16 protein-coding genes and 1 pseudogene are annotated in these 20078 nt (G+C 56.8%); 4 read left to right on the forward strand and 13 right to left on the reverse strand.

All coding sequences use genetic code 11. The features are described from left to right. Positions 1 to 8: 8 nt before the first annotated feature. Positions 9 to 686 carry a hypothetical protein gene (locus J2P76_RS09640; RefSeq protein WP_151208994.1) on the reverse strand — a complete coding sequence of 226 codons (678 nt, stop codon included), beginning with the start codon at positions 684 to 686 and terminating at the stop codon, positions 9 to 11. A gap of 107 nt (positions 687 to 793) precedes the next feature. On the opposite strand from J2P76_RS09640, the gene J2P76_RS09645 reads away from it, so the two are divergent. The 3 genes from J2P76_RS09645 (at position 794) to J2P76_RS09655 (ending at position 4799) form a co-directional block, all read left to right on the forward strand. Further along, positions 794 to 3457 carry an AAA family ATPase gene (locus tag J2P76_RS09645; RefSeq protein WP_231852637.1) on the forward strand — a complete coding sequence of 888 codons (2664 nt, stop codon included), beginning with the start codon at positions 794 to 796 and terminating at the stop codon, positions 3455 to 3457. Between the two features lie 329 nt (positions 3458 to 3786). Further along, positions 3787 to 4245 (forward strand): tyrosine-type recombinase/integrase, encoded by a 459-nt coding sequence (locus tag J2P76_RS09650; RefSeq protein WP_207406617.1) that lies wholly within the window; start codon positions 3787 to 3789, stop codon positions 4243 to 4245. Between the two features lie 92 nt (positions 4246 to 4337). Continuing rightward, positions 4338 to 4799: a VOC family protein gene (locus J2P76_RS09655; protein ID WP_207406619.1), complete on the forward strand. Its 462-nt coding sequence runs from the start codon at positions 4338 to 4340 to the stop codon at positions 4797 to 4799. A 64-nt stretch (positions 4800 to 4863) separates the two neighbouring features. Here J2P76_RS09655 and J2P76_RS09660 read toward each other — a convergent pair whose 3' ends face one another. Together J2P76_RS09660 and J2P76_RS09665 are read right to left on the reverse strand one after the other, a co-directional pair. Continuing rightward, positions 4864 to 6030, reverse strand: a complete 1167-nt coding sequence (locus J2P76_RS09660) for a hypothetical protein (protein ID WP_207406621.1) — start codon at positions 6028 to 6030, stop codon at positions 4864 to 4866. Positions 6031 to 6223: 193 nt separating this feature from the next. After that, positions 6224 to 6613 (reverse strand): annotated as a pseudogene (locus J2P76_RS09665) (ATPase). A gap of 334 nt (positions 6614 to 6947) precedes the next feature. Here J2P76_RS09665 and J2P76_RS09670 point away from each other — a divergent pair. After that, positions 6948 to 8720 (forward strand): hypothetical protein, encoded by a 1773-nt coding sequence (locus tag J2P76_RS09670; RefSeq protein ID WP_207406623.1) that lies wholly within the window; start codon positions 6948 to 6950, stop codon positions 8718 to 8720. Positions 8721 to 8819: 99 nt separating this feature from the next. On the opposite strand, the gene J2P76_RS09675 is transcribed toward J2P76_RS09670, so the two are convergent. From J2P76_RS09675 to J2P76_RS09720, 10 genes are all read right to left on the reverse strand, one after another. Continuing rightward, positions 8820 to 9545, reverse strand: a complete 726-nt coding sequence (locus J2P76_RS09675) for a hypothetical protein (protein WP_207406625.1) — start codon at positions 9543 to 9545, stop codon at positions 8820 to 8822. Between the two features lie 12 nt (positions 9546 to 9557). Further along, a complete protein-coding gene (gene tcmP, locus J2P76_RS09680; RefSeq protein ID WP_207406634.1) occupies positions 9558 to 10442 on the reverse strand; it encodes a three-Cys-motif partner protein TcmP in 885 nt (294 codons plus the stop codon). 87 nt (positions 10443 to 10529) lie between these two features. Continuing rightward, positions 10530 to 11801, reverse strand: coding sequence for a three-Cys-motif partner protein TcmP (locus J2P76_RS09685; RefSeq protein ID WP_207406643.1), 1272 nt, complete (start codon positions 11799 to 11801; stop codon positions 10530 to 10532). Positions 11802 to 11840: 39 nt separating this feature from the next. Next, positions 11841 to 12689, reverse strand: coding sequence for a DUF5131 family protein (locus tag J2P76_RS09690; protein ID WP_207406645.1), 849 nt, complete (start codon positions 12687 to 12689; stop codon positions 11841 to 11843). A gap of 884 nt (positions 12690 to 13573) precedes the next feature. Continuing rightward, positions 13574 to 15226, reverse strand: coding sequence for a PepSY-associated TM helix domain-containing protein (locus J2P76_RS09695; RefSeq protein ID WP_242697333.1), 1653 nt, complete (start codon positions 15224 to 15226; stop codon positions 13574 to 13576). Between the two features lie 7 nt (positions 15227 to 15233). Further along, positions 15234 to 15527 (reverse strand): hypothetical protein, encoded by a 294-nt coding sequence (locus J2P76_RS09700; RefSeq protein ID WP_207406647.1) that lies wholly within the window; start codon positions 15525 to 15527, stop codon positions 15234 to 15236. A 1-nt stretch (position 15528) separates the two neighbouring features. Then, the gene (locus J2P76_RS09705; RefSeq protein WP_207406650.1) at positions 15529 to 15795 is read right to left on the reverse strand and encodes a hypothetical protein; all 267 of its coding nucleotides are present in this window, start codon (positions 15793 to 15795) and stop codon (positions 15529 to 15531) included. 3 nt (positions 15796 to 15798) lie between these two features. Then, complete coding sequence (locus J2P76_RS09710) at positions 15799 to 18360, reverse strand: TonB-dependent receptor (RefSeq protein ID WP_207406652.1); 2562 nt, start codon at positions 18358 to 18360, stop codon at positions 15799 to 15801. 161 nt (positions 18361 to 18521) lie between these two features. Then, positions 18522 to 19481 carry a FecR domain-containing protein gene (locus J2P76_RS09715; RefSeq protein ID WP_207406659.1) on the reverse strand — a complete coding sequence of 320 codons (960 nt, stop codon included), beginning with the start codon at positions 19479 to 19481 and terminating at the stop codon, positions 18522 to 18524. A 20-nt stretch (positions 19482 to 19501) separates the two neighbouring features. After that, the gene (locus tag J2P76_RS09720) at positions 19502 to 20008 is read right to left on the reverse strand and encodes a sigma-70 family RNA polymerase sigma factor (RefSeq protein ID WP_207406661.1); all 507 of its coding nucleotides are present in this window, start codon (positions 20006 to 20008) and stop codon (positions 19502 to 19504) included. Positions 20009 to 20078 lie beyond the last annotated feature (70 nt).

Consider the following 20078-nt stretch of genomic DNA (forward strand, 5'->3'; position numbering starts at 1 on the left):
AGACATTCTTAGTCGGCAACAGGTGAAAAGGTGATGGTTCCTGCTTCATAGGCCGCTTTTTCTGCGGTGACCTTTGCAACTTGCTCTCGCAGCGTTTTCTCCCTATCCCAATTCCCTAACACAGGCTGGTCGACTGGCAGATTCGCATGCTGTCGCAATCGACGTGCGAGCTTAGATATCTCTAGTCCAAGTTCAGCATACCCAAGCTGTCGTGCCCAGAACGTTCTATCGAAGTCAGGAGGGTCGTCGTATTCCGCTATGCTTGAAATGTAGCCTGCCAGTTGCTCTGCTCTATATGGCAGATTCAATATCTCGTACATCAAATCGGCTGGAAGTACTTTCCAATCTACCGTCAAGACGAGAGGATCAAACGACGGCACTGTGACGGTAGCTGCACAAACACCATCCTCGCCCGCTGGGCGGCCCTCGCTCATCCCGTTATCAAACGAGACTTGCACACATCCATCTATAAATCTGTCCAAATGAGCGACGACAAGGATCACGAGATAGTTGGATTCTCTCTTTATGCGATCAGCCTCCCGTCTTGCTTCACGTTTGAATGTGAGCTGTCCGCCTAACCACACGCCACACAGTCCAGACACAGCAGACACAAGGCTGGGCATTACTACATTCCAATCTAACGGCATCGTGTCTCCGTTTTCGTGAAGGAGGATCTTGGTACCCACGTTGGCAGACTCTCCGTCGACGCGGGCTAAGGCCTATAGCGATTTTAAGTCGATTTTCTCAAAAAAGAACATTATGTAACTATAATTCGCATGCTGAAGGCGGGCCATTGCCAAACGCCTACCCGACGCTGAACTTGATATTTCCTTTGGAGGATAAGGGTATGGCGACTGAAGCTGAAGCGCTGGCAAGTATTCTCGCGTGGTCTGCTGACAGCCCTAATTGGCAACGAGATGCACTACGTCGCCTTATCGTACAAATGCCTCCATTGGAGTCAGACGAAATCGACGAGTTGATTGCTATCTGCAAAGGAGAAAAACCGCCAGCGCCTCTGGAGGCAGTGCATCTTCTCGATCCCAACCACACCCATGGCGAAGTTTTCCTACGTCAAGTCCATAGCGTGCAATACGTCAATGCATTAGCGTCTGACCAACGGCTGACATTTCACCGCATTGGTTTAACCATCATCTATGGAGACAACGGATCGGGTAAATCCGGCTACGCGCGTATTCTGAAGAAAGCTTGTCGGGCACGCCTTCCCAACCGTGGCGACGAAATCATGCCTGACATATACGACGCGGAGCCAGGTATACCAAGCGCCACGATCGAATATGTAATCGGAGGACAGAACAGGACATGTACATGGCAGCATGGACAGGCAAGCGATAGTGCACTGTCTACTGTAAGTGTTTTCGATTCCCGCACGGCCAACATCCACGTCAATGAGACGAACGACGTGGCGTATACACCTTTCCCACTCAAACTGCTTGGCACTCTGGCTCAGTTATGTCAGTCAGTCAAAGGAAAATTGAATGATGAAATCAGTCAGATAGAGGCCCAGACGCCACAAGTAATCCATACACCGGCTTGGAGCCAGAACACCGCTGTTGGAAAATTGATGAATCAGCTTGGCGCTAAAAGCGACCCGGCTGCAGTCGAAACGCTTGCCACACTTACGCGAGCAGATCAAGATCGACTAACTCAGATCACAGCAGACCTCGCTGACGATCCTACTCGCGCGGCTCGGCAGTTATCTACCTTAAAAACGAAGGTTGAGGGATATGTCACTAGTCTCAATCTGTTATTTTCCGCTGTCAGCGACGATAACGTAGCCAATTTGCGTTCCCTCGCAGCTGGCGCCGAAGCTGCACGTCGAGCCGCAGAAACCGCCTCCAGCGCACTTTTCCGCAATGAACCCCTTCCTCAAATCGGATCGGAGGTATGGCAGGCGCTATGGGAAAGCGCACGCGCCTTTTCCGATGAAGAGGCCTACGTTGGCCAGCAGTTTCCGGTCACGGCTGCAAGCAGTGTCTGTGTTCTTTGTCAGCAGGAGCTAACACCTATTGCCGCTGACCGCCTCAACCGATTTGAGAACTTTGTCCGAGACGATAGCCAGCAGCGTGCCGACGCAACGCGTCAAGCTTACGATGCAGCACTGGCAACGTTCAAAAATCAGACACTGTCGTTGGGTCACTTGAAGAACATCGTAGAAACCGTCCGTGATGAGCTCCGGCAAGATGCACTGGCTGCGCAGATCAGAGATGCGACTCTCCGGACCCTGTGGCGCCACCGTCAAATCAAGCGGCTGCACGCGAATCTTGAAGCCACAATTAGCTCACCCGTCGGCATCTATCCCGGACAGGCTCTGGTCGAACAGATTGCAAGTATCGAAGCGCGGGCAACAGCTCTTGCTGCTGAAGCAGGTTCCCCCGCCAGAGCCGCACTCCTGGCCGAAAAAGCGGAGCTCGCTGATCGTCAACGGTTGACTGGAATTAAGGCCGATGTGGTGGCCGAGATTGAACGGCGAAAGCGTATCGCTCAACTTGAAGTGGCTCAACGAGACACATCTACCAAACGCATCACCACGAAGAGTACAGAAATAGCTCAAGCATTGGTCACTGACGCACTCCGAACACAGTTCGCGCAAGAGATCGCCAATTTTGACATTGCAGGCCTCGCAGTGGAGTTGAAACAGCAAACTAGTGCGCAAGGGGTCCCCCGTTTCAAGGTTGCACTCACTAGGAAACCCGACGCTCCGGTGGGACAAGTTCTGAGCGAAGGAGAGCATCGTTGTGTTGCCTTGGCGGCATTCATGGCGGAACTTGCAACGCTTGGGAACAAATCTGGCATCGTTTTCGATGATCCAATGTCATCCCTTGACCACATGCATCGAGAAGCCGTAGCCCAGCGCCTTGTTGCAGAGGCAGCGCACCGCCAGGTCATCGTTTTCACTCATGATCTTGCCTTTTTATTCGAACTGGAACGGGCTGCGGCCGAACTTCAACCCAAGCCCCACGTAGCGATTAGCTCGATCAACCGAGGTGCGGATAAAGCCGGCTTTTGCCGTAACGAGGCGCCCTTCAAAGCCCGCCGTGTCAATGACATCGCGGCAAGTCTTACCAGACAGTTGGAGAATGAACGCTTTCATTTCGAGCAGGGTGATCCTGACGAATGGCGTAAAACAGTCAAATCTATTGGTAGTTCCTTACGCGACACCTGGGAAATTGCGGTGGAGGAAGCGGTGGCGCATGTGATCCGTCGTCTTTCCAACAAGGTGGAAACGCCGGGCCTAGTGAAGCTAACTGCCATTACCGTTGCCGATTGCGAAGCAATGAGAGATAGCTACGGTCGCTGTTCGGAGCTGCTACACAGCGCAGCGCGAGACTTGAATCGCCCATTGCCACGACCGGAGACGCTATCAACTGAAATTGCTGCATTGGCTGCGTGGGCCCAAGATCTTCGTGACCGACAAAATGCAGCGAAACTGCAATAATTAACGACGGCTGTTAGTCGACCTTTTGTGGCATTTAAACAACGACATAGTCGAGGGTCCCCTAAAGGGTCCCCTGGAGCTTAATGAATCGCTGAGAGCCAGAAAAGACGCGGCTTTCCGATGATTGTTTGATTCAGCCCCAGCCACCAAGGATTCGATGCCCAGCCCTGAAAGCTGGGCATTTTCATTTGTGCATCAGGGACTTAGGCGAGAAATCGCACCCATAATGTCCCAAGTCGTGCCGTTACATCCCACGTTTGCCCGTACCCCGAGCCGTACCCTAGAGTGATCTCGTGATAAACGCCCCTTGGGGGTACGGGTAGATCATCATGGGACAGCTAACCGAGACGCAAATCAGGGCCGCCAAGCCTGGCCCGAAAGAGTATTTCCTCAACGACGGCGACAACCTGTTCCTGCGGGTACGCGATACGGGAAAAACCTGGGTCTATCGGTACGAGCGCAACGGCAAGCCCGCGAAGCTCGGCATGGGGCCCTATCCGGAAGTCACGCTCGCGCAAGCACGCGCCAAGGCATACGAAGCGAACAGCCTGCGCGCCAACGGCCAAGATCCGAAGGAAGCCCGCGAGCGCCAGGAAGAACAGGCGCGCATCGCACAGCTCAACACCTTCGAGCGGCTGGCCCGCGCCTGGCACGCCAGCGCCAAGAAAGACCGGGAGTGGTCGGAGAGCTATGCGGAAAAGGTCATCCGCCACCTGGAAATCCACGTTTTCCCCTGGGTGGGCCACAAGCCGATCGAAACCATCCTGCCCACTGAGATCGTCGGCTGACCGAACAGCAAGGCCGCCAGTTCTCCAACAGCAGACGATGGGAAACGGGTCATGACGCCACGACGTACAATTTCGGCATGAGACGCGAAGGCGTGACCTACACGCTCCACCATATCGGCATCCCTACCGATATCCCGCAGGCTGGCGAACGCTACGCGGCCAAGATCGGCATGTACACCGCCGACGACCTGACAGGCCCGGTGCCCATTCAGTGGCATCGGTTCGAGCCTGCGTCGCCCTTGCATCCGCTCCTGCGCACGCAGCCGCATGTCGCTTACAAGGTCGACAACCTGGCGGCAGCGGTCGTGGGCCATACGGTGATTCTTGGTCCGTATGAGCCCATCGACGACTACCGCGTGGCCGTGATCGAAAATGCAGGCGTGCCGGTGGAGTTGATCGAAACCACCCTATCCGACGACGAGCTTTTTGGGCCGGGTAAGAACGGGCCGAAAAGCCGCGTTATACCGTTGAGAACATCGTGGGCAAGCGCAGCGCGCAGGCGTCAGCGATGCGCAAGGCGGGCGGCGCCCGTCCCGCCGGGGATGAGCGTCTAGCGAATCTGGAAAACCGCGGCCCGGTTAGACAGGGAGATGCGATGAAAATCTAGTACGACTATTCCTAAAACAAATCTTCTAGAGCGTCGTCGCGAACACCATAGACATGCTTTTCCAACACCCAACCAGCAATGCTTGCCGGCGCATTCAGCATGGCATTTTCAGACAGATTCCCGAGGTGATGGGCGAGTGCGTTGGCGACGAAATCCGCCAACAACACTAGCGGTTGTGCCTTGCCAAGCACACTAATTGATCCAATACGCTCAATTGACAAGGGTAGGTTACTGTGCGGAGCGTTAGCGGAAATTTCTATCTTTCCCTTGACATGCTCGCGGGTAGCCTTGTTGAAGCCCTTCACGACATCGGATGAATGCGCCAGTTCTTCCAGACCCTTCTTGACCTCGTTGACGGTGCGTTCCAGTTTCTGGTCCATTTCATCGAAAGCAAGATCCACACGCTCGCGGTGGTGGTCTATTGCCCAACAATCCAATTTCAGAAGCAGCCCTTCAGAAAGGTGGCCCTCCATCGTCTCGTCACTAAGACGCCTAAGCTCGGGAATGTCCACGTCGCTGCGACGGGCAGCAGCCAAAGGCTTGAGAAAGGACTGCTGCAATTCATGACGACTGCGCGACAGCGCAGCACGCCGAGCGTCATACACCACGCACAGATTGAATTGAGCGACGATGCGCCACGCCTCCTCACGTGCCGATTTTGCGGCTTCGCCCCAGGCTTCATAGCCAGGCTTGAAAGCGTCCGTGATGTGCCATTTCTCGCCTTCCGGTGCCCCGGCAACAAAACGCTCGAAAGCTGGCCGGAAGGCGCTCTCCACCTGATCTTTCAATTCAGTGGGCACTACCACAGCGCACAGAACGCCAAACTGCTCGTCCCGATCCTCGGTCAAATTACGGACATAGCCAGCTTTGCTCGGGCCAGATTCATCGACATAGGCAATGGCCGTCCGGCTCTGCCACGCAGCGCGGGCGGCGTCCTCCCCCTCAGCGGTGACGTTCAACAGATTTTCCGCAACGACACCCAGCCGCAGATCAGCGACGCGCTGACCTGTCTCGTCGAAAATACGAGCCGTGGGGGGAGTTCCATCTTTGCTGGCGATGCCGCCCACTCTGTACCGTTGACCAGCTTGCAGTAAGAGGGTACGCGCCGCGTCTTTATTGCGGATAGTGGTCAAGGCAAGCAGTACGTCGTCAGAGCAGACCTTGTAAGGATCCAGCATGTGATGTTTCCCAAATCAGTAGGCGGACCATCATGTCGTCTGGGGTGCATCCGCTGCGACTAAGGCACCAGCGTCTCCACCACCCCAGACACAAACCAAGCAGTAATAATTTTATTATTTCCGGCGCCGCATCACCGGACGCCGAGGGAAAAAAAAAGCGCCGCCTGCAGCCAGCGGGCGGCGCCCGGTCGCGTCAGTCCGACGCCGGCGCGACCATCGCTTGTAGGTGATCGAGCACGCCCGGCTCGACAAAGACGCAAGGTTGCTTGTCCGCGATGGGCACGTTGAACACCTTGCCGGACACCTCGCGCCGCAGATGGGCCAGCTTGCCCGTGCGATACGCCTGCTCGGGTTTCAGGTTGCCCGAGGGTGAACCGCTGCGCTACGGATCGCATTCGACCAGGGCGACGAAGCCCTCATCGAACAGCCGCTGATGGTCGGGGCACAAGCCCCAGCCCGTGGTCGTGTAGTGCTCCATGCTCGGTCGCAGGCGCTTGTCGAGCAGGATTGCGCCGGTATCGAAGGCGCTGCCGCACACCAGGCAGACGTGCCGTTCGAGCGAGACGTGGGATTTGTCGTGCATGATCTTCTCCGGTCATTGGGCGGAATTGCCCGGAACCGGAGGGCCGCGGCACAGCGCAAGCCGTCACAGGGTCGTAGACGGCCGTCAGGCCGCAAGCGCCAGCGGCGCGCAGCCCTTTTGACGGCGAGCACGTCGTGGCACGATGGGGGATCAGCAAGGCCGCCAGCTTTCCAGCAGCAGATGGTTCAATGGTTACTGTGCTGTGGTGGAAGTGATTCGCCACGGCTAACCGCACCCGCTCGTTGATGGATTGGTGCGGCATTCCGTTGCGAAGAAATAGCGTCCGGTTACCATCATCGAAAGAACGATCACGTTAGATCAGACTGAGAAACTCATGCCCATCATTGACCACCTCGCTCTGTTCCCACTCCAGGGAGTTGCTTTACCGGCGCGTCTTCACGCTCTACTTAGTCCGGTAGGACTCGATCCTCTCGAACGGGTTGAAGTTACCAGTAATCTTGAGTTTGACGATGATGGTCCTAACGCTGAATACGTGCATATGCTCATGGCGGTGGTCCCCGAAACCGTCGAAAGCCCCGTGCCTATCTTTGACGAAACTGGGGATGGTGTTGTCTCGTTTTCAGTACCAGTGTTAGGCGACAAAGGTTCATCCGAACCGTTTTCGCCCAGCGTGTCGGGCTACGACTACATTGTTGCCTCGTGGGGGAATGGTTCCTACTACACATACAACCTTGCTGAGAAAGTGTGGATGGCTCTTGGACTCTCGCCCAGATGCTTAGGCAACGAACAGCAACGCATTGTCTACGATGACTTGGGGATTCCAGAGTTCGCTATCGCCGAAGGTGAGGTCGCAAGCGAATACTATTTCAACTCTTCCCGAAATGTCACTTGGCGAATGTCTAACGCCCACTTGCGAAAATATCTTTGGCTGCGAGGCGCGAGGGGCGTGCGAACTTTCTTTTATCAGGCAAGACTCCCGGACGCCCCTGAGCTTCGACAACTCATGAACGGGGATGAGCACATCGAAATCGAATCAGATTTGAACTGGTACAAGCTCGACCTCCGTGAGGACGATGGATTTCTTCTCCTACAGGTATGGGCATCCGTTGACGCGGTTTCATGTGAGCTGTGTCCAGAGCGGTCAGCCGATAACATCACTTGGCCAGGCGTCGAAGGACCTGTTACCCACGCCAGCGCCAATGCAGATATAAGAGGCCACCACGTCATACATTTGGACGACCGATTCCTGGATCGATATGAAAAAAGTGGCTTCTACGACACAACCCCAGTGTTTTCCCACGGCCAATGGCTTTGCAGCCCATCATATCGGGGGCAATGGAGCTTTACTGACTGCAAACGCATCGGACGAAACTTGGTTCGCGTTTCGCTAAGGGAGCTGTATAAGCCCAAGCCGGAACAAGAAATACTCCATGCACATGCGTTTGCACTAGATCCTGCCGTGGCAACTCAGTTTGACCAAAACGAGGAGCACATCGCGTCTAAGACTCAACGGCTTCTGAATGAGCTTCTGGCGTTAGGCGACAAACTTTCCCGACTTGGAAATGTTATTGGACAGGAAAGATCTGCTGAAGAACTTATCGGATTTTCAGCCGATGATGTCAGAAATAACGGCTGGCTTCACTACCCACAGTTGAGCCGTCTAGCTCAGGTTGCTCCTCTATCAATGTCGGAGCAGGACTTCCTCGCTCGGTGCAAGAGTCTTCACGAAGTTTGGCAAAAAATCCCGGATGGATTCTTGAAGCGTATCCTCGAAGCCGCTGGCTGTCCAAAGGCAGAGATCGGTAAGTTAAGAAGCATGAAATTGCTCCAGGCCCTTCTCAATATTGTGGAACGACTGGATGCTCACGATGAAAATGTAAGTGCATTCTCCAGTGCAGATGAACCAGAGGGGTGGCGCGAGCCTAATGACAGGCTGGCTGCCTTGTTTGTGGCCCATGATTTGCGTATTGCCGACGCTCACGAAGCTTTCGCAAATGCATTGCCACGTCTTCAAGACCTCGGCTTTGACACTGCAAGCCTTCAGCAAGGGCATGGACGTGCAATTGACTTCGTAATGGACGGAGTTATTGAGGCTTTCGCAAACATCAATCAGCCACTAAGTCGCATTCTTGCCCGTAATTTGTAAGGATAAAGTGCGGAGAGACGGTACTGCCGTCTGGATCTGACTACCCTGATTCATTTCCTGCTTGCAGTCATCAAACAGCGAGCGCCGTTGAGCCGCAACTTAGCGTGCACCTCGATCAAGGGAATCACCATTCGGCCCCACGTCGCCATCTGAAATAGCTTCCTCAAGGCGCCAGTCAAAGTCCCAGACTACTACGTTGGTATCGTCACTATGGAGCAACTGCGACTTTTCAAGGAGCGATGGCTGGTGTGCCGCGCCCACAAGCAAGACTCCCTTCTTAAAGGACGTATGATTCGCAAATGCCTCGACTCGACTGATCATTTCCAGTTCGCGCAAATCATTTGTGCGCGTCCAAAGTGCGTGTAGCTCAGTAAGCTTGGAGTCTCCAACGGCCTCGACCGAAGCTCGCATCTCTCTTTGTATTTCGGACTCTAGTTGGGCGTTGAGTGGGCTGTTTAGGTACGCGAATCCCCCCTCTGCGGTGTATTGGCAGTTCGTCGAATCCAACTGACAGTACCGCAGGCTCTCCACCTCGATTCTATCGAGCATCTCGTCGACCCCCAGCTTAAGAAGCTTAGCGTCCGGAAGGTGCAAATCTACCGGAACCAATATCACTTCATTATGCCTGCGATAATGCATGACGACCGCTGATTCGAGCGTGCCATAAGAACCATCCAGAAATGCAGGAAAATCAGCCTGGGAGCACTCAAGAAAAAGTACGTTCGGTCGGAGACGGTTAAGAAGCCAGTACAACTCTCTGGCAGTGGCTTTGCCGATTTCTTGGTGGACGCTACGGACGACCAACACACGCTTCATGCCTTCCATATCGGCATAGCCTTATAGCGAATTTAGGATGTCCTTGGCTATTTTCGTAGCCAGGCCATACGCCTTGGGGCTTTTATTGGATGCCGCGAAGTAAAGTGCGAATAGCGGCGAACCGCTGGGAGTTTTGGAATCGCCATCTTGGTAAAGCACCTTGGGGTCCGTCACTGCAGGAAACAATCCCTTCAAGCGCGTAGATACGTATTCCAGCATTTGCGGGTGCTCGACATGCCGTTCGTCTCCCTCACTACCGTCGCCAAACAAATCGGATTGTCGTTTGGGTTCGTAAAAAGATTTACGCCACTCGTCTGTTCCCAAGATTCGATTCAATGCGGCCACCTTGGAATCATCCAGGGCATCAGAGTTTTTTGCAGCTTGTCGATACAGACCGGCGTATGGGAATAGGTACCAAACATCAATCGCTTCGGTCTTAGCGATGACCTCCAGAGTGGCCCATTCAACATCCATGCCGTAGGGGTCTAAGAACAAGACTGCTCGCGAATCTTTCCACTGGTAGGCTGTGCACAAGGACTTCAATGCCACATTCGCGTCGCCCTGGATAATTTCGATGGATTTTTCAGGGTGTTTATTTTTTAGAGCATTGAGGGCAGCGATTTTTACGGCACCACGTTCAATGAAGACAAATTTGTTAAAGGAGGGTGACGTACTTAGTGCCCTAAGAGCCGAGCCTTCGATGCTGTGTCGTTCACCATCTACTTTCACATCACAACGGCCTGTGCCCGCAAAAGCATCAATGTAGGTGCGAGTGAAAGTTTGTTTCGACAGAGCCCTATTGAATGCACCGAGATATTTTCCCAATGCTTCCAGCTTGATGATGGTCCAAGCTCCGCCAAAGTTGTGCTCGTTGTCTGCCTTGTCAAGTTCATTATTGAGCTGCATGTCTTTTTCCGATGTTGAGCCCTGCCACCCTTAAAGCGTCACCGTTGGGATATGGATCGTCATCCTGAACAAGTACAAACGCTATGTCTATGAGCGAGCAGAAAAGACTATTTGGAACTGGGGATTGCGTTCAATAACATCGGTATCTCGCATATAGCGCGCGTGTCGGCGCCGCTTTCCATCGGCAGATACAACGATGATGCCCTTCTCGCCGACTAGATGCTCAAGAGCCTTGTTATACATATGCGCCGTCGCGGGCGTGGTGTTGCAGGTAGTCGCGAACAACTCACCGATTTGCAGGGGCTGCCCGTGGCGATAGATAACCTGACCAAGTTGGTCAATCAGCGCGGTATCGGACTGATGGCGCGCCACATCATCAAACCGAAATCCGCCAGTGAATGCTTGGTTGAAGCCCATCGTTTGGGGCGCAAGCATGTCCAATCCGGCACCGCCGTAGTGGACAAAGTGGTTTTGGTGCACCCAATGGACCTGCTTCATAACATCTTGCGCCCGCGGATGCTGAGACAGATGAACCAGCCAGTATTCACCGTGACCACTTCCCACGCCACGGATAAAGAAAGGCGTGAAGAACTGAGCAGAACAGTCCGTCACCAGACCTTTATATAACGCGGCCTGGATAAACCGGCGCCAATCCGCCTCGTTGTTCTTTATTTCCTCGATAGACCTATTGCCCAATGCGGAACGCAGGTCGATGTCGAGCGTATCGGAGATCTTCTCCACCAAAACATCGTTCGCATACGTCCCAAACGCAGAGACATGAAACGTCAGGACGATTTCGCTCTTGTCCAGTTCCTTGAGGATATTTCGGATCAGACTCCCTGGGACATCGGTATAGCCATACTGGTCCAGAAAGAACAAGGCTCGTGGCGTCCTCGGCATGTGTCCACGAATAAGCTGCATCACGGAAGGGGCTGCTTTGACAAAATCGGAACACATGATGTGGATCGATTTGTCGATTTCCCCGCCGTAGCCGCGCTCGTCAAGTACCTTGCGCAAATGCGCAATGGCTTGACTGTCCTCATCAACGAAGATGTATTGGACCTCCAGTTCGAGGGGCTTGAGCCGATCCTGGTTGATTGCTTCCTGTGCCTCACGCACACAGTCCAGCATTCGCAATGGCGAACCGAGTGCTTCCTGCCCTGTAGATCGGACGGTGTACAACCCACCACCACAAAATCCATCAACCAGTGTCAAACGCAGGCGTTCTTGCCCTCGACCGTTGAGTGTGCGTCGCTCAAAATAGCGGCGCAAATACCCCACCAGTACCTCGTGCTTGGTCAGGCTATGTTCTTCGATTTCTGCTGGTCCGACTGACCAATCGTAATGGGATTTCGCCACGCACGAGCCCTTACAAACCAGGCCCGTGATTGTGAGGGCCTATATCGGAAACTGATCCCAAAGCTTGCCGGCGAGAGATCGGCCAGCTTTACCCTTACCTACCGCGGCTAATTTTACTTCTGTTCCATCCCGTTTTACGACATGGATGGGAGTGCTTTTATTGATTGCGTCGGCGGCCTGGTCAAGCGGCGCCCAATGCCCCCATTGCTTAAAATGAAAGGCAACCTTGGCCGTGCTGCATTGTTTACGCAAGTCGTCTGGCCACGCAGGGTCCATGGGACGGGCGCCAGGCCCGGACTCGCCTCCGGCGATCACCCAATCCACGCGCATTCCGTTCTCACCTCGACGGAGGTACTTACGCAGATCAACGGGGCCGAGCAACGGTTCACACGACAAGAAGCGCACGGAGGGCGTCGTGAACTCTAAAAGATACTTCAACCGCTTTTCGACGGCATCCTGATTTTCCACCGTCGCGCCAAGCCACACATTGGCAGGGAATTCGTACCCTTTGGGGAGTTGTTTGCGAACCAGATGGATACGCTTGGTCAGCAAGAGCCAATCCAATTGGGGCGTCGCAGCAATCAGTTCCAGCAATCGGACACGGTGTGGGATGAGATCTTTCCTGTTCTCAAAAACATCCGCCATCGAAGCGCAAAACACACGCCGGCGAACGCCTTGCGCCTCCGCCTCACGGTTCCATTTCAGCGGCTCCTTCCAATGAGCGTCGCTAAAGAACCGGCGATCGGTTTTTGGTCCCCAGACGTTTTCGCCCAACCGCTTGGCCCAGGTTTCCGCATAACAATGATCACACGCATCTGACACACGCACGCAACCCCACCACGGGTTAAACGTGTGGTGTGTCCATTCGATGCGTGTATCTTTTCCCATGATTGCCTTAGCCGCAGCCACATGATTACTGTATATTTATACAGTAAAATAGGCTTGGAGAGCACCAAACCCCGCCGCTTTAGTGGGTCATTTCCCAAGAAACAACGATGTTGTTTCACAAGAGCTAAATGTCGTATTGTCGCCGATTCACCGCCTATGGTCATCTGACCTCGGCGAATACGAGCGCAGCGTGTTCGCCGCCTGCTGCAACGCCCCGACGTGGCAACCTGGCAGACTACCAGCGCGTTAGCGCACGACCGCGTGCGACATGCTCGGCTGTTCTTCGGTAGTATGGCCCTCAGCCTCGGCACGGCAGCACACAGCACCTTCACCTTGACACCACCACAGCCTATGCGCGAGGCGCTCGCGGGTGACTTCATAACAACGAGCGGGATGATCTTTGGATCAGCTTCAGTGCGACGGAGCACTCTCTAATCTGCTGTCAGCCCCGGTAATGGGATCGAACCACAGCCCGCTTCCGTAGCTTTTTTGCACTCGTACCCTAGCCCGTACCCCGACTTTTTTGTAACGGCGGACATTGGCTTAAATACTAGCTCTCCGGCCAGTTTTCGATTCCGCCCCAGGCCACCACGAATTCGATGCCCAGCTTCCGAGCTGGGCATTTTCTTTTTTGCATCAGGGAATTAGGCGAGAAAGAGTATTTCCTCAACGATGGCGACAACCTGTTCCTGCGCATACACAGCACAGGTAAAGCTTGGGTGTACCGCTACGAGATGGCAAGCCCATTAAGCTCGGCATGGGGCCATAATCCGGGTAGCAAGTGCCTGCAAGGCGCGCACATGGCTCTCACTGCCCACGCTAACCAGAGCAAGGGGCGACACCATTCGCTTAGGACTGAAACGGCAGTCCCGGGCCAGGCATGGTCATTCCGCCGAGACCGCCGCGGGCTCGCGCAGCGGCGCCGTCGTGTCAGCCTTTCGGATGGACCAGATGCTATCGGCGAGGCCGTTCCTGATCCGGCGGGTGGTGGCGACCGCCATCCATGCGAAGCAGAGCGCGCCAAAGAAGGCGACGGCATCGACGCCGATGGTCGCGCCGCTGTCGTGCGCCCACATGCCCAGCGCCGGGAACAGCAGCGCGGCCAATGTGGTCAACGGGATCGCCATCGTCGCGGCGGCGCACAACCACAGCAGATGCACGGCCGAGCGCGCCGCGCCCCGGGCGAACGCCCAGGCGACCGAGGAGAGGAACGCAACGTAATAGATGTATTCATGCCAATGATTGAGATCCGCGACACGGCCATGCAGCCACTTGGCGGCAACGATGGTAAGCGAAAGGCCAGCCACGCAGCCGAGGCAAACGCCTACCGTCGCACTACCCAACAGGCGCGTCGAGCGCGACTGCCCGGCTTCGCCGCCCTTGCGAGCCTTCTTGCGGCGTGTCTCGATCCAAAGCAGATTGCCGCTATAAAACAGCCATGCGCCGGAGAGGCCCAGGAAGAAGTATGCCCACGTAATCGTCGCCCCTTCATACTGCCCGGCGTGCAGGCCATAGAGCGTCTCTGACGCTCGACGATCCGGATCCTGGCGCGATGGACGTGTGCGGTCTTTGAGCAATTCGCCGGTTACGGCGCTGAGCATGACGCCCCCAAGATGGTAATCGCCGACATAGCCACGCTCGGCTCCAGGGACTCTCACCGACGCGGCCTTGTCTCCAAAATTCTTGAAGATCATGACGCGGGGCTCGAAATCGGGCGCCTGCACTTTGAGTTGCTGAATCAATTGTGCGGGAGTCATCATTGCGCCGGCCTCGCCGATCGGCATTGGCGGCCTGAATGGCTCATTATCGAGTTCGTTCAGGATTTCTTGCTTGCCGCCGAAGATTACGCTCTCTTGCGCAGACCAGAGCGAGCCGCTCAAGCTCAACGCGGTCGCAGTTATCGCCATTGCAATATGAAATGGCAGTGCGGTAATTCCGACGACATTGTGGGCATCCAGCCACATGCGCTTGAGGTTCTTGCCGATACGCAGCGCGAAAAAATCCTTGACGAGCGACGGCAGCAGCACGATCACGCCGGCGATCAGCGCCACACCGTAGAGCAGCGAGACCACCCCCATCAAATAGGATCCCCACGGTTCGGGAATCCCGACGCGCATGTGGATGTGGTTGATAAACTCCGCCAATTCGGACGGTTCCTCCTCCCTGGCCAGCAGCGTGCCGTCAGGCCTGAGGGTCGCCCACCAATGAACGTGCCCATGCGGCTGGCCTTCTTGATGCGGCGCATCTTGTTCCCACGTCACCCGCGCAGGCTCGTTCTCGTTTCCCCGCAGATGCAGCATGATGCCGTGCTCGCGCGCTTCGGGATGCGCGGCGGCAACCAATTCGAGAAGGCGGGGCGCATCGTCCAAAGGAACCGCTGCCACACCTACGGCAGGCGGCGACGCCCAGCGTGCTATGGGCTCCTGAAACATGGTGAGCGCGCCCGCATAGAAGGCGATGAACAGCGCGAAACCACAGGTGATACCAGTCCAGGTGTGGGCGGTCTTGTAGACTTTGATGATGTCGGCGCGGATCATGCTGCTCTCATGCAAAGAAATAGAAGCGGCAGCCAAACAGCGCCGCGAAGGCAATCAGGTTCGCCGCGCCCAGCCACGCCCAGGCCGCGCGGCCGCTGCGGAACAGAAAACAGAAGCCGAACACCACGATCCAGACCAACGCTTCCAGATAGCGCATCAGCGAGTAGCGCCCACCCGGCGCATCTATGCCCCCCGGCCCCAGATAGGCGTAAAGGCCGACCAGCGAGAGCGCCAGGCCCAGGCCGAGGATGGCCCCGGCGCTGGCCTTTCCCCACCAGTCAGTGCGAATCTTGCCCGCCATGTCAGCTCCTCCGCCGTGTTGCGCGAAGCGCAGCGATGTAGGGAAAGGCGAACAGGCATACCATCGCGACATGCAGGGTAACGAAGAAGCCGGACAAGGGCCGCAATGCCGCGATCCATGCGGCAAGGCCGCCTGCCAGCAGCAGGCTACTGGCGCCCCAAAGCGGCGTTCGCGGGAAAGGCCGCGAACGCCATTTTTGATTCGGGCTGGCGAGGTAAAGGCACGCACAACCGAGAATGGTCAGCGTCAGCGCAAGAACTTTGATCATGGCTCAGAAAGCAAATGTCGCTGAAAGGCGATAGGTTCTCGGCTGACCTCGGTACACGAAGCCCGATGCATAAGTACCAGCCCAGTAGTCTTTGTCGAAGACATTATCGACATTGAAACGGACAGTAATAGGCTTGCTGTTCCACGGAGAACGGAAGGCATAGCGTGCGCCAAGGTCCACTGTGGTCCACGAAGGAATAGTGACGCCGGATGAGGTCGAGACAACCGCATTGCCAGTATGGGTCAGCCGACCCGTGAGCGTCAGCCCTTGCACGAAGGGCGTGTCCCATTCCGCTCCAATCACTGCGCGGACTTTCGGAGCGGTATCGTTCCTCTTGCCGTCCAGAGTGCCGCCTTCGGTCTTGGTCAGGCGAGGGTCGAGCAGGGTAACCCCGCCCATCAACCGAACGCCGCGCATGAGTTCGCCATAGGCGTTCAGCTCAATACCGCGAGTGCGCTCTTCGCCGTTCTGCGTCAATGTCGGGTCCCCGCCCGCGGGATCGTCTACCGCAATTGAACTGGGCTTGGCGATCTGGAATACCGCCAACGTCGTCATCACCTGTCCCCAGTCAGCCTTGACACCGGCCTCGTACTGCTTGGTGGTATAAGGCGGGAATACCTCTCCGGCATTCGCGTATGTCGTGCCAACAATGGTTCCTGGTCTCAGATCCTCGATATAGTTGGCATAGAGCGAGACGTTTTCCCAGGGCTTAACAACCAGCCCGAACGCGGGAGTCCAGGCATCGGAGTCATACTTCGAGGATAGCCGTCCCGTCTTAGCATCGAAGTTCTTGATACCCACGTCCTGATAGCGAACGCCGGCCATGAATTGGATACGCTCATCCAATATGGACAAGGTATCTGCAACGCCAATGCTGGACGCCGTCGTCTCGGAACTCTTCTCGGGATCGCCGGGATCAGCAGCGTAGGACGCGGGCGGAAATACAGGGTCGTACATGGAATCTATTATTGAAGCGGTTCCTTCAGACTCCGCGCGCTTGAACGTAAGTTCTGACCGAGACAGGTTCAGGCTCAAAGCGTGGTTAACTGGGCCGGTATTCGCTGTAGCCCGAATGCCGCCCTGCATAGACAGGATGTCCCGCGAATAGTGTTGGATTTCTCGCGCAATACTGTATCGGCCGGTGCTATCGAGCAGCTTGGCCTTTTCGTAGCCATCCAAGTCGACGTCGGAACGCTGCTTTCCTATGGCGGCATAGGCTGTGACGTTGTCAAATATGTCGACTTCGCCTCGTATCAAGCCCAGGGTGGATTTGGTTTTATATTCCGAGCCGCGAGGAACGAGGCTTACTGTCGAGCTTGGTGCGCGGGGAAAGGATGAAAGCGAGTCGGCGACAGATCGAGCCTGGATGTATACCCCATTCGGATCCAGCTTCTGGGATTGATGCGCAAAGTCCGCTGACAGGCGGACACGGTCGCCGGCGTAGTCCAGGTTGAGCGCCGCGCTACCGAGTCTCGAGTGTTGCGTGTCGATTGGCGTATGACCGCCGTCGATAGATCCGTTGAATCGAATGCCGAACTCGTTGCTTGCCCCGAAACGACGGCCGACGTCAAGGTGTGTACCAATTTGGGATTTGGACACATAGCGCGCGGTCACCGCCGTGATCGGCTCATCCGTTGCACGCTTCGTCACTAGATTGACCGAGCCGCCAAGAGCGCCGGTGACCGCTGCGGACGCAAGCGTCATACCGTTCAGAAGCGCGCTTGGGCCTTTGAGAATCTCCACGCGTTCAATGTAGTCGGCCGATGGGAAATACAGAGGTGCCATACCGGCCACGCCGTTCAAGGTGCGGGTGCCGTCAATCCCGTAACCCCCAAATCCCCGGATCACTTGGTAATCATGGGGGGTGCCACTCGAACTGCTCGCGACAACAGAGGGATCGTTGTTCAATACTTCCTCAACTGTCCGCGCCTGTTGGTTCTGGATGGTCTTGTTGGTGTAGCTGACCAGACTAAACGGCGTATCCATTACATCCTTGTTGCCAAGCATCCCGACCTGACCGCCGCGTGCGACCTGGCCGCCTGCATAAGCCGGCATTGGCGTCATCGTCGAATTCGGATTGATTGCCGTACCTGTCACGGTCACGGGCGCCAGATTGATGGCGCCGCTGTCGTCCGCCGTCATCTGGCGCAGTGAATAACGGCGGGCGCCCATGTCCACCAACTCGTAGCCACTGCCTGCGAGCAGGCGCGCGAAGCCTTCGCGTACGCCGTAACGGCCCTGCAAACCACTGCTGCGCAGGCCGGTCAGGATTTTCGGATCGAATATCAGCTGCACGCCCGATGCCGCGGCGAACTCCGCCAGCACGTCGCTCAGCCGCCCAGCGGAGAGGGCGTATTCCCGGCTGGCCGAGCCGGTAGCGGACTCGGCGGCCAGCGCAGGGCTGGGCGCGAGCGCGGCTGCACCAGCCAAGGCGCAGCCGATGGCAAATACAAACTCCTTGGCCTTGAACGCCGGTAGAGCGTCGTCGCGTAAACGGATAGTGGAAAATGCAGCGAGACCCACCCCGCTGGCCAGTCGCCGCGAACGAGGACGCCTGAAGACCATGTCAGTACCTTTCGTCGATGTTTTGGTGTTCGTTCTGGCGCGCCAAAAGACGCGCTTTCACCAGACACACCGGACGAGGCGGAAAAAGTGATCACCTCTCGACATGTTTTTTTGCCAGGCTGTCGCACGTCAACACGCAGGCGGCGCCGACGATCAGCGGATCAGAGACGGGGCATGACCGTGACCCAGTAACGCGTGCGGTGCTCGATGCGCAACGGCAGCGTGCTGGACAACAGGGCCAGAGCAGCATCGGTGTCGGTCAGCGAGAGAGCGCCGGATGTGAGCATATCGGCCACTGCCGGGTCACAGCGCAGCACGCCGGGACGGTAGCGGGCCAGTTCGGCGATCACGTCGCCAAGGCGCATATCCTTGGCTAGGAGCATGCCGCGTTTCCACAGGATGGCGTTATCGTCGGCCGGCTGCACGGCTTGCAGCGCGCCGGCCGTGAACGCCATCTGTTCGCCAGCATGCACAATGGTTGCCTGGGTTGAGGCGGCCGGGCGCACTTCGACCGCGCCCTCGAACACGGTGACGCGGGTACTGCCGTCGAGACGGCGCACGTTGAAGCGGGTGCCAAGTGGCCGCAGGCTGCCCTGGACGGTGCGCACGATGAAAGGGCGCGGCGTGGGCGACGGGTCTTGCTCGGTGGTAATGAAGATTTCGCCGGCGACCAGGGCGAGGCGCCGTTCGGTGGCGGTGAAAGCCACATCCACGGCCGTCGCGGTGTTGAGCACCAGCCGCGTGCCATCGGCCAGGGTGACGCTCTTCTGCTCGCCGGTGGCGGCGCGCAGGTCGGCTGTCCATTCCTGCCAAGGTGTGTGGCGCCAAGCCAGCCAGCCGGCCGGCGCAGCCAGCAGCACCAAGCCAAGCATGCGTAGGGCCCGCCGCCGGCCGTGGCAGTGCTCCAACCTCTTGAGCGCATCCTTGCCGATGTTGGCGGGCATCTGCTCGAATGTACGAAAAACGGCTTGCGCGCGAGTCCAGGCGGCCTCGTGCGCTGGACTCAGCCGGCGCCAACGGTCGAACGCCTGGCGCTCGGCGTCGGTTGGCGTGTCGTAGTGGAGGGTCACGGCCCAGTCGGCGGCCTCCCTGAGCAAGTCGGTGTCGATAGCGGATGGCATCGCGGAATGCCCCGACCGTGTCAGGCGACGGCCATGCAGGCCATCAGCGCCTTGTGGATATGCCGACGCACGGTGATCACCGGAATGCGCGTGCGCTCGGCGATCTGGTGTAGCGTCAGTCCGTCGAGCTGAGCCAGCAGGAACACTTCGCGCGTGCGCGCTGGCAGACTGGTCAACATGGCGTCGATGCGCATCAACGCCTCAATGATGAGCAGGCGCGTCTCCGGGGACGGCACTTCCGGTTCCGGCAAATAGGCCACCGCTTCGAGGTAGGCGCGTTCCACATCCTGCCGGCGCCAGTGGTCAATGACCAGGCCCTTGGCGATGTGAGTGAGCAACGCCCGGGGCTCTTCGCCCAGTTGCGCCGGCAGCCGGCGGGAAACCATGACCCGCACGAAAGTGTCGTGCGCCAGGTCCGCCGCGTCGCAGGCGTTGCCGAGCTTGCGGCGCAGCCAGCCGTACAGCCAACCATGATGATTGGTGTACAGGGTGTGAACCTGCTGCGTTGCACGATCGGCCGCCGACACGACGCCCTCCTTAATGCTGGTCTAGCACGTATGCGGACCGATAACTAATGATAAGCATTCTCATTTTATA

It is taken from the genome of Bordetella petrii (assembly GCF_017356245.1).
Classification (GTDB): Bacteria; Pseudomonadota; Gammaproteobacteria; order Burkholderiales; family Burkholderiaceae_B; genus Bordetella_A; species Bordetella_A petrii_D.

What these genes read in the sequence shown, in the direction of transcription:
- J2P76_RS09670 (WP_207406623.1), top strand. Translation starts at nt 6,948, where the DNA reads ATGCCCATCATTGACCACCTCGCTCTGTTCCCACTCCAGGGAGTTGCT.
- J2P76_RS09695 (WP_242697333.1), bottom strand. Translation starts at nt 15,226, where the DNA reads ATGATCCGCGCCGACATCATCAAAGTCTACAAGACCGCCCACACCTGG.
- J2P76_RS09715 (WP_207406659.1), bottom strand. Translation starts at nt 19,481, where the DNA reads ATGCCATCCGCTATCGACACCGACTTGCTCAGGGAGGCCGCCGACTGG.
- J2P76_RS09650 (WP_207406617.1), top strand. Translation starts at nt 3,787, where the DNA reads ATGGGACAGCTAACCGAGACGCAAATCAGGGCCGCCAAGCCTGGCCCG.
- J2P76_RS09710 (WP_207406652.1), bottom strand. Translation starts at nt 18,360, where the DNA reads ATGGTCTTCAGGCGTCCTCGTTCGCGGCGACTGGCCAGCGGGGTGGGT.
- J2P76_RS09705 (WP_207406650.1), bottom strand. Translation starts at nt 15,795, where the DNA reads ATGATCAAAGTTCTTGCGCTGACGCTGACCATTCTCGGTTGTGCGTGC.
- J2P76_RS09675 (WP_207406625.1), bottom strand. Translation starts at nt 9,545, where the DNA reads ATGGAAGGCATGAAGCGTGTGTTGGTCGTCCGTAGCGTCCACCAAGAA.
- J2P76_RS09660 (WP_207406621.1), bottom strand. Translation starts at nt 6,030, where the DNA reads ATGCTGGATCCTTACAAGGTCTGCTCTGACGACGTACTGCTTGCCTTG.
- J2P76_RS09700 (WP_207406647.1), bottom strand. Translation starts at nt 15,527, where the DNA reads ATGGCGGGCAAGATTCGCACTGACTGGTGGGGAAAGGCCAGCGCCGGG.
- tcmP (WP_207406634.1), bottom strand. Translation starts at nt 10,442, where the DNA reads ATGCAGCTCAATAATGAACTTGACAAGGCAGACAACGAGCACAACTTT.
- J2P76_RS09690 (WP_207406645.1), bottom strand. Translation starts at nt 12,689, where the DNA reads ATGGGAAAAGATACACGCATCGAATGGACACACCACACGTTTAACCCG.